We start from the raw sequence: 9,842 nt of genomic DNA on the forward strand, positions 1-9,842 counted from the left end.
GCGGTCATCGTGATGATGCCTTTCGAGTGGAGGTAAGAGACTTCTCGAAGGATCACACGGTGACCGCGCTTACGTCGCGAGCGACGAGCCGGCCACCGCGGGCTACACCACCTTAAGGGGCACTACTCTCCATCAGACCCAGGGCGCTTCATGTTCCTGCATCAGACCCTGACGTGTCCCGGCTTCCCGGACGGTCGGGGTTGGGTGGCTGTGATGTCGCTGCGTTCTCGTCGAGAGGGTCAGCAGACCCGATCAGAGCCGACTGGGATGAGCCGCGAAGGCGGTCAGGTCAGGGCGGCCGAAGCCGGCCGGCGGGGTAGCGTCGGGCACGTCGAGGTCTTTCGGATGGATGGCGTAGGAACCTCCATCGTCGGGAGACCTCGACGTCTATCTGCGGACCGACGCGCCCGGCCGACCTACACCCTCATCTGGGAAGAGCCGTCAAACTGGCTCCGAAACGAGCGACGTCCGGTAGCAACGCTTTTGATTCGTACTTACCCGCCCGACCTCTAGGCATGCGGCCAGGCTGTTTATTGTGCGCTACTCGAGTTCTCTGAGTAGTTGGTCGACCGCGTTGACGCTGAGGCGCTCGTTGAGGACCATGAGGCCCGCTCCTCGTATGCCGGCGCTTGTGCCGCCGCGAGCTGGCACGATGTTCAGATACTGGGTGGCGAGCGGGATTGATCGTCGATAGACGACTTCTCGAACCCCTGCGATGATCTCTTGCACGTTCGCGCCTAGTTGGCCTCCAACAACGACCACCGACGGGTTGAGGATGCTCACACACATTGCGGTTACCTCACCGATCGCGCGACCCGCGTTGCGCGCTGCCTCTATGGCATCGGGGTCGCCAGTCCGAATGCGGTCTACAACCTGAGCTGCTTCGATCGGAGTTTCTGCTGAGCCAAGACCAGCGGCGATTGCGGGGATGCTGGCGGTGGCTTCGAGGTCGGGGCCATCGGCTATGCCGCCGGGTACCTGAACGTGGCCGATATCCCCTGCGGATCCGCGGGATCCACGTTGCAATACTCCGCCGAGGATGATGCCCGCTCCGATTCCTGTAGCCACCTTTATGAAGAGCAGGTCATCAACTTCCGGCCAGAGGGTCGCCCGCTCGCCAAGAGCCAACAGGTTCACGTCGTTGTCGACGAAGACGGGGGCATCGAGCCGGGAGCGGATGAGGGACGGGATGTCACACCCGTCCCAACCCGGCATGATGGGCGGGCGAATAGGGCGGCCCGTTGAATGTTCTACGGGTCCGGGAACGCCGACACCAACCCCGAGGAGCTTGGACTGTTCATACCCGGTGTCTCGCAACAGGCGTACGGCTGTGCGGGTGGCCCAGCCGAGGATCTTCTCAGGTCCGTCGGCAATGTCGAGAGCGCAGTGCTCCTGCCGGAGCACCTGACCGGAAATGTCGAGCACGCCTACAGAGCCGTGAGTTGCCCCGAGGTCGATCCCGATGCAGACCCGAGAGGTTCGGTCGAACACGAGGCGCCTGGCCGGGCGACCGCCAGATGTTGCTGCTGTACCCGCATGCGTTACCAGGCCTGCAGCCAGGAGCGCACCAAGACGGTTCACGACGCTCGTACGAGCAAGACCACTCTCCTCTACCAATTCGGATTTGGTACGTGGGCGGCCATCGCGAAGCAGCTGGAAGAGATCGCCAGCACCGGAAGTCATCTCCATGGCAGTGACATTACTCCGATGTAACGGTGGTTCGCGAGGGTGCGAGTATTGACATCTATGTGACAGAACGCTTACGGTGTCATTGTTGCTGGATCTACAAGGAGGTAGCGTGTCGAAATTTGCCTACGAGGCGAACGCTTGGGGTGGCGTGGTGGGTAATCCAAACGCCGTGACCGATCTCCGCACGGGGTTCTATGTCACCCCGGGCGACGTGCACAGCGCTCTGGACGCCATCGCTGTTGCCGGGTACACCGGCATTGAGCTGTTCGACGGCAATCTTCTCCCCTTCGAGGATTCGATGGGCACGTTTACCGATGCGGTGCGCGCAAGTGGCCTTGAGGTGACGGGTGTCTACAGCGGCGGCCACTTCATTTACCCGGACGCCCACGAAGACGAGCTGTCGCGTTTCGACCGGTCGCTCGCGCTCGCGGCCGCGGCCGGTGCCCGGCACTACGTCGTGGGCGGCGGTGCTATCCGCTCTACAGGCCGCCGCGACGAGGACTTTGCGGTAGCGGGTGGCTTCCTCAACGCCGTCACTGAGCGGGCACAGGCCGCTGGCCTCATCGCTAGCTACCATCCGCACCTCGGCAGCCTGGCCCAGACGCCCGAGCAGATCGACGCTCTTTTCGCCGCAACCACTATCGGCTTGTGCGCTGACGTGGCGCACCTCGCTGGTGGTGGCGGCGACCCGGCCGCGATCATTCGCCGCTACGCCGACCGCTTGACCTATGTGCATCTCAAGGACATTGACCTGGCCACGAGTGGATTCGTTCCGCTCGGCGAGGGCGACCTCGACCTGGGTGGCATCGTCGACGCCGTGGTAGATGCCGGTTACGACGATTGGGTGACCGTTGAACTCGACGGCTACCCCGGAGACCAGGCCGCAGCTGCTGCGCGCAGCTTCGCCTGGCTGCAGGCCTCCGCGCTGGCTTGACCCGATCCCCGTCCGAACCCAAAGACGCAGTACCCATCATCTCACAGCAAAGGAGCAAGAAGGATGAAGATCAAAACCACGCTCGTCGCCCTTACAGCGGCGGCCGGGTTGTTTGTCCTCACGGGCTGCACACCCGCCGGGGGCGGCACGACCACCGAAGTCGATTCGAGTGTCGCCACGGAGATCGACGCGGCTCTCGCCGAGATCACGGGCACGGTACTCAGCACTGGTCCCAATGGCGAGGAGCCGGCCTCCGTGGACACTACCGTTGTCACAGATGCGCAGGTCGCCGAAATCGCCAGCATGGGCCTGACCGCAGCCATCGTCATGCACTACGGCGGCAACGACTGGGCCAACGCGCAGATCGACGGACTGAACAGCGAGTTCGACCGCCTCGGCATCGAGGTCATCGCCACCACCGACGCCGACTTTGACCCGGCCACCCAGGTCTCGCAGATCGAGACGGTGCTGACGCAGAACCCTGACATCATCGTCTCGATTCCCACGGACCCGGTGGCCACAGCCAGCGCCTACCGCAAGGTCGCCGAGCAGGGCGTGAAGCTCGTGTTCATGGACAACGTGCCCGACGGCTTCGTGGCCGGCGAAGACTACGTCTCCATGGTCTCGGCCGACAACTACGGCAACGGCGTCACCAGCGCCTACCTTCTGGCCCGCTCGCTGGGCGGCAAGGGAAAGATCGGCGTCATCTACCACGAAGCCGACTTCTTCGTGACGAAGCAGCGCTACGAGGGCTTCAAAGACACCATCACCGAGAAGTTCCCGGACATTGAGATCGTGCAGGAGCAGGGCATCGCCGGCCCCGACTTCGCCGGTGACGCGCAGGGCGTCGCGAACGCCATGCTCACCAAGAACGCCGACCTCGACGGCATCTGGGCCGTCTGGGACGTCCCAGCCGAAGGTGTGATGGCCGCCGCACGCGAGACGGGCCGCACCGACATCAAGATCGCCACCGAAGACCTCGGCACCAACGTCGCGATCGCACTGGCCAAGAACCAGATGATCGTGGGCCTCGGCGCCCAGCTGCCGTTCGATCAGGGTGTGGCCGAGGCCGACCTGGCCGCGCTGAGCATCCTGGGCCAGGAAGTCCCAGCCTACGTGGCGCTGAGCTCGCTCCCCGTCGACCACGAGAACGTGCTCGAGGCATGGGAGACGGTCTACGGATCCGAGGCGCCCGCCTCGGTGCGCGACGCCTACGTCGACTAACAAACCGCACTACACGCACTATCCCACACGCTCGGTGGGGGCGAACTGATCGCCCCCCACCGAGCACCTCTCTACTTCTCTTTCTCCCTCCCGAAAGGCAGCCATGCAGGACATCAATATCGCCATGATTGGTGGCGGTTTCATGGGCAAGGCCCACTCGCTCGCCTACGCAGCTATGCCCATGTTCTTCTCTCCGGCGCCAGCGCGCCCGGTCAAGAAGATCGTCGTCGACGTCACTGATGACCTCGCCCGCGCGGCCTCCGAGCGGTACGCCTGGGAAGGCTATTCGTCGGACTGGCGCGCCGTGATCGCCGACCCGTCGATCGACGTAATCGATATCGCCACCCCTAACAACTCGCACGCAGAGATCGCCATCGCGGCAGCTGAGGCTGGTAAGCACATCATCTGCGAGAAACCGCTGGCGCCCACTGCCGAAGAGGCGGGTCGCATGCTCGCCGCCGCAAAGAAGGCCGACGTGGTCACCGCGGTCGCCTTCAACTACCGCCGCACACCGGCTGTGGCGTTGGCGAAGAAGTACATCGACGAGGGCGCCATCGGCAAGATCCTCAATTTCCGCGGCACCTACCTGCAGGACTGGAGCGCCGACCCGAACTCTCCGCTGAGTTGGCGCTTCCAGAAGAAGGTTGCCGGATCGGGTGCCGTGGGCGATATCGGCTCGCACGTGGTCGACTTGGCCCGCTACCTGGTGGGCGAGATCTCGGCAGTCACCTCGGTGGTGTCGAACTTCATCCCCAGCCGCCCGCTGCAGTCCGGCGGCTTCGACAACCTCGGCGCCTCCAACACATCCGACGACGGCCCGCGCGGCGAGGTCGACGTCGACGACGAGGCAATGTCGCTGGTGCGTTTCGCCAACGGCGCCGTCGGATCGATCGAGGCAACCCGCAATGCTTGGGGGCGCAACAACTACATCACCTTCGAGATTCACGGCACCGAGGGTTCGATCTTCTTCAACTATGAGAACCGCGACGAGCTGAAGGTAGCGTTCAAGAAGGATGCCGGCGACCGCCGCGGCTTCCGCACCGTGTACACCGGCCCGAACACGCCCTACGGTGAGTCGCTCTGGCCGATCCCGGCGCTCGGCATCGGCTATGGCGAGACCAAGATCATTGAGGCGCACGACTTCATCAAGGCCGTGGTCGAGGGCGGCACCGTCTCGCCGAACTTCACCGATGGCTACCAGGCCGCCCTCGTCGACGAGGCCATCCTGGAGTCGGGCCGCACCGGCCAGTGGGTGTCGGTTCCAGATGCCGCTACTGCGAACCACGCCGATGTCTGAGAACGCTGGTGCATCCGCCGCCGCGGTGTGTATGCGGCAGATCGTGAAGAGCTTTGGCCCGGTCGAAGTGCTCAAGTCGGTAGACATGGACATCGTGGCGGGGGAGGTGCACGCCCTCGCCGGTGAGAACGGCGCGGGCAAGTCCACGCTGATGAAGGTACTCCAGGGTGTGCACACCATCACCTCGGGCACCATCGAGGTCAACGGTGAGCGGGTGGACATCCGCAACACCTCCGACGCCGAGCGCGCCGGGATCGGCATGGTGTTCCAGGAGTTCAGTCTGATCCCGTCGATGACGGTGGCGCAGAACATCTTCCTCGGCCGCGAGCTGCGCGGCACCGCTGCTCTGGTCGATGACCGTGCCGCTGAGCGTGCCTCGCGCGAACTGTTCGACGGGCTCGGCGTCACCATCGACCCGAAGGCACGGGTCGAAGACCTTGGGACCGCCTACTGGCAGCTGGTCGAGATCGCGAAGGCGCTCGCCAAGAACGCGAGCGTGCTTGTGATGGACGAGCCCACTGCGAGCCTTGCCAAGCATGAGGTCGAGAACCTGTTCCAGCTGATCGAGACGCTCAAGGCGCGCGGTATCGCTATCGTCTACATCTCGCACCGCATGGATGAGATCCGCCGGGTATCCGACCGCATCACGGTGCTGCGCGACGGCCGCGTCGTCCTCTCCTCGGCCGTCGCCGAGCTGAGCGCCGCTGAGATCATCGAGGCCATCATCGGCCGCCGACTTGCCAGTGACCTGGTTTACCGTGACCGCGCGCTCGCGGCGGACTCGCCCGTGCTGCTTGAAGCCACCGGCATCGCCAGCGACTCTGTGCTCGACGACGTCAGCCTCACCGTACGTGCCGGCGAGATCGTGGGTCTTGCCGGTCTGATGGGCTCAGGTCGCACCGAGTTCGCTCGCGTGGTCGCAGGCATGGACAAACCGACCCGCGGGACACTCCGAATCGATGGTGAGGCCGTGCGCTTTGGCAGCCCGATCGCGGCGCAGGATGCAGGAGTCGCCCTCATCCCCGAAGACCGGCGCGAACAAGGGCTCGTGCTTCAACACTCCGTCTCCGACAACCTCACCCTGCCTGTACTTGGTCGGGTGAAGTCGGGAGCGTTCCTCTCGATGGCGAAGTTGCGGGCACTCACGGAGCAGCTCGTGACGCGGTTCGCTGTTAAGGTCGCAGACCCTTATGCCCCTGTCAGCCTGCTGTCGGGCGGTAACCAGCAGAAGGTCGTCGTGGCGAAGTGGATCAATACTGAGCCCCGCATCCTGGTGATGGACGAGCCGACCGCTGGTGTCGACATCGGCACCAAAACCGAGATTCTCGACATCGTGCGCGAGTTCGCCTCGCAGGGCAACGCCGTTGTGTTCATCTCATCGGAACTCCCCGAGCTGCTCGCGGTCGCCGACCGCATTGTCGTCATTCGCGAGGGCCGCTCGGCCCGCGAACTCGCCCGCTTCGACGTCGAGAGCGAAGAACAGCTCCAACTCATCATTCAAGGAGAGGCAGCATGAGCAGCCCCGCAACGGCCACCCGGCCTTCCCTCGCTGCGCGCGTCGCGGCCCGCTTTGACTGGCGTAGCAACATCATCTACATCGCCTTCGTGGTGGTGTTCATCCTGTTCGCCATCTTCCTCGGCAGCGATGGCTTCCTCTCGCCGAACAACATGCTCAACATCGTGAGGCAGACGGCCACGATCTCGATCATGGCCGTCGCGATGACATTTGTGATCGCGACCGCTGAAATCGACCTCAGCGTGGGCTCGATCGCGGGCCTCGCCTCGGTGGTGACCGCCATGACTGTGGCGCAGTTCGGTCTGGTTCCTGGCATCCTCGCCGGACTGGCCTCAGGTGCCGTGATCGGCGCCGTCAACGGCGGACTGGTGGCGCTGCTGAAGATCCCGTCGTTCCTGGTGACACTCGGCATGCTCGGCCTCGCGGCCGGATTGGCGCAGTGGATCACTGCCTCGGCGCCGCAGCCGATCACCGACCGTCTCTATGTGATGATCTTCGGCGGCGGCGACTTCGGCCCCGTGCCGGGCCTGCTGGTCTGGACCGTGCTGGCCGTGGCGGTGGGTTGGGTCGTAATGAACCGCACCGGGTTCGGTCGCAAGGTTCTCGCCACCGGTGGCAACCCGACCGCCGCGGCGTACACCGGCATCCGTACCGCCCGCATCAAGTTCACCGTTCTGCTCATCTCGGGCGTCGCGGCGGCCTTGGCCGGCATGCTCTACGCCGGACGACTTGAGTCGGGCCGGTTCCAGTGGGGCCAGGGCGACGAACTCACCGTCATCGCGGCGGTCATCCTCGGCGGCACCAGCCTGTTCGGAGGCCGCGGCGCCATCATCGGAACCCTGTTCGGCTCTCTGTTCATGGGCCTGATCAATAACGGCCTCATCCTCGCCGGGCTCGACGTGGCCCAGCAGCAGGTAGTGCGCGGCGCCATCATCATCGCCGCCGTCGCCCTGTCGAGGAAGAAGTGATGACCGGGGCGCGCCGGCCGCTGCGCAGCGGCATCATCGGCATGTCGGTTCCCGGAGCCGTCGTCATACCAGCCGGCAGGTGCTGTCATCAGGCTTCCCCGTGTGTCTTTCTCGGTCGGCGAATGCGTGGTGAGGTCATTCTCGCTACGCCGGCCGATCCTCATCGGTGTGGCCGTCATGACGACGGTAGCGGCGCTGGGCGCCCTGTGTCGAATGACAGGACGACCGCGTGAAGAAGGCCTCAGGAGCGCGGTGCTCCTGAGGCCTTCGACGTCACTCTGCGGTGGTCAGGGCGTGAAGCACGCGGCGACCGCGTCCGTGTCCCCGAGCACCTCGGCGAAGCCGTAGAGGGCATCGGTGTCGGTCAGCGCGCCATCGCTCTCGGCGATCGTGCGCAGCGTCGCGTTGTCGAGGTCGGAGGCGACGAAAATGTCCGCGAGGCAGGAGATCTGAGGCTCGGTGTATCCCTCGGCTCCGGTGGAAGCGAGGATCGCCGTGAGTCCCTGAGCCACTTCAGGAGCGGTCGGGCGAACGCCGGCATCGGTTCCCTCGGTGCTGTCGGTTCCTTCGGTCTCGCTCGGCGCGGTCGCCTCGATCGACGGAGAAGAGGTGGGCATCCTGTCGATCTCTTCGCTCACTCCCTGGGCGAAGGCGGCGAGGTAGACGACGAACATCACGATGCCGATGATCGTCCCGACGACCGCGAGGATGAGTCCCGTGATGCCCGGCCACTTCTTGCCCTTGAGGAAGAGCGAGACGAGGGAGACGATGAATCCGGCGACGACCCCGCTCAGCGACGACCTCGGCGCATACTCCGCCCCGGGAGCATCATTCACATCCTGAGCGGTGAGACCTGCGGAAGCCGTCTGCGACGGATCCGGCGACTCGGGGGAGATCGGCGTCTCGTCGGACGGACGGACGACGGTGTCATCGATCGATGGGGTCTCGGCGACCTGCTCCTCGACGACGACCTGCTCCTCGGAGACGGCCGGGGCATCGGTGGTCTCCGGGGCGAAGTGCTCGGTCCACTGCTGGCCGTCCCACCAGCGCTGTCGACCGGATCCGTCGTCGTACCATCCTGCGGGCGTAGTCATGGGTCCCCCTTGAAAGAATTCGGCGGCCACTTCCTGCAGCCGACATCTTCATGTATAGCAGTGGCAGGCGACGTGGCAGTGGGTCGTGGATGGGGAGCAATCCCCATCCGGTCGGAGGACGGAAGCGTCGTGCGGGGTGTCGCTCGCGGCCAGGGGAGAGCCCGCGCTTAGGCTCGTAGCGCCATGATTCGGTTCGAGAACGTCACGAAACGCTACCGCGGGACGTCGAAGCCCGCCCTCTCCGGTGTCGACTTCGAAGTGCAGCGCGGGGAGTTCGTCTTCCTCGTCGGCGCCTCTGGCTCCGGCAAATCCTCCTGTCTGCGCCTGATCCTGCGCGAAGACGTCCCGACGACGGGGCGGGTCGCTGTGCTCGGCAGAGACCTGCGGGCGCTCGCCAACCGCAAGGTGCCGTATTTCCGCCGCCACATCGGGTCGGTCTTCCAGGACTTCCGACTTCTGCCGTCGAAGACCGTCTACCAGAACGTCGCCTTCACGCTTCAGGTGACGGGTTCGTCGCGCGGCTTCATCCAGCAGGCTGTTCCGGAGGCCTTGGCGCTCGTGGGTCTCGACGGCAAGCAGAAGCGGATGCCGCACGAGCTCTCCGGCGGTGAGCAGCAGCGCGTCGCGATCGCACGCGCCATCGTGAAGAGGCCGCGCGTTCTCCTCGCCGACGAGCCGACGGGCAATCTCGACGAGAGCATGCGCGACGAGATCCTGACGCTGCTCGAATCGCTGTGCGCCGAGGGGATCACGATCATCGTCGTGACGCACGATTCGGCGGTCGCGCGTCATGCGACACGGCGGCTGCGTCTGACGAAGGGCGTGGTGCAGGACATCACGAAGTAGGGGAGCGCGGAATCGTGGTGCGATGCACGAAGGGCCGGGTACCTCGCGGTACCCGGCCCTTCGACGGCGAGACGTCAGTGCGTGTCTTCCGCCTCGATCTCGGTGCGGTCGCCCGACCACAGCGTGTGGAAGGTGCCCGGCTTGTCGACGCGCTTGTAGGTGTGCGCGCCGAAGAAGTCGCGCTGACCCTGCACGAGCGCTGCGGGGAGGCGGTCGGCGCGGATGCCGTCGTAGTACGACAGCGACGACGAGAACGCGGGCGCGGGGATGCCGG

General features: G+C 65.0%; 7 protein-coding genes and 2 pseudogenes. 6 read left to right on the plus strand and 3 right to left on the minus strand.

Annotated elements, in window-relative coordinates:
* Window positions 1-540: 540 nt before the first annotated feature.
* Complete coding sequence (locus KZA10_RS02710) at window positions 541-1,689, minus strand: ROK family transcriptional regulator (RefSeq protein WP_218682109.1); 1,149 nt, start codon at window positions 1,687-1,689, stop codon at window positions 541-543.
* 109 nt (window positions 1,690-1,798) lie between these two features.
* Between KZA10_RS02710 and KZA10_RS02715 the strand changes: the two genes are divergently transcribed.
* The 5 genes from KZA10_RS02715 to KZA10_RS02735 all read left to right on the plus strand — a co-directional run bounded on the left by KZA10_RS02715 (window position 1,799) and on the right by KZA10_RS02735 (window position 7,628).
* On the plus strand, window positions 1,799-2,623 hold the full coding sequence (locus tag KZA10_RS02715; RefSeq protein WP_218682110.1) for a sugar phosphate isomerase/epimerase: 825 nt from the start codon (window positions 1,799-1,801) through the stop codon (window positions 2,621-2,623).
* Between the two features lie 63 nt (window positions 2,624-2,686).
* Window positions 2,687-3,847 (plus strand): substrate-binding domain-containing protein, encoded by a 1,161-nt coding sequence (locus KZA10_RS02720; protein ID WP_218682111.1) that lies wholly within the window; start codon window positions 2,687-2,689, stop codon window positions 3,845-3,847.
* A gap of 103 nt (window positions 3,848-3,950) precedes the next feature.
* Window positions 3,951-5,144 carry a Gfo/Idh/MocA family protein gene (locus tag KZA10_RS02725; RefSeq protein WP_218682112.1) on the plus strand — a complete coding sequence of 398 codons (1,194 nt, stop codon included), beginning with the start codon at window positions 3,951-3,953 and terminating at the stop codon, window positions 5,142-5,144.
* The gene (locus KZA10_RS02730; protein WP_218682113.1) at window positions 5,137-6,660 is read left to right on the plus strand and encodes a sugar ABC transporter ATP-binding protein; all 1,524 of its coding nucleotides are present in this window, start codon (window positions 5,137-5,139) and stop codon (window positions 6,658-6,660) included. The genes KZA10_RS02725 and KZA10_RS02730 overlap by 8 nt, the downstream gene beginning before the upstream one ends.
* Complete coding sequence (locus KZA10_RS02735; protein ID WP_218682114.1) at window positions 6,657-7,628, plus strand: ABC transporter permease; 972 nt, start codon at window positions 6,657-6,659, stop codon at window positions 7,626-7,628. The genes KZA10_RS02730 and KZA10_RS02735 overlap by 4 nt, the downstream gene beginning before the upstream one ends.
* 287 nt (window positions 7,629-7,915) lie before the next feature.
* On the opposite strand, the gene KZA10_RS02740 is transcribed toward KZA10_RS02735, so the two are convergent.
* Window positions 7,916-8,722: a DUF2510 domain-containing protein gene (locus tag KZA10_RS02740; protein WP_218682115.1), complete on the minus strand. Its 807-nt coding sequence runs from the start codon at window positions 8,720-8,722 to the stop codon at window positions 7,916-7,918.
* 183 nt (window positions 8,723-8,905) lie between these two features.
* Here KZA10_RS02740 and ftsE point away from each other — a divergent pair.
* A pseudogene (gene ftsE, locus KZA10_RS02745) lies at window positions 8,906-9,529 on the plus strand (cell division ATP-binding protein FtsE); the annotation flags it as partial.
* 113 nt (window positions 9,530-9,642) lie between these two features.
* Here the strand turns inward: ftsE and KZA10_RS02750 are convergent.
* A pseudogene (locus KZA10_RS02750) lies at window positions 9,643-9,842 on the minus strand (NADP-dependent phosphogluconate dehydrogenase); the annotation flags it as partial.

Source organism: Microbacterium sp. BF1, from assembly GCF_019279095.1.
Classification (GTDB): Bacteria; Actinomycetota; Actinomycetes; order Actinomycetales; family Microbacteriaceae; genus Microbacterium; species Microbacterium maritypicum.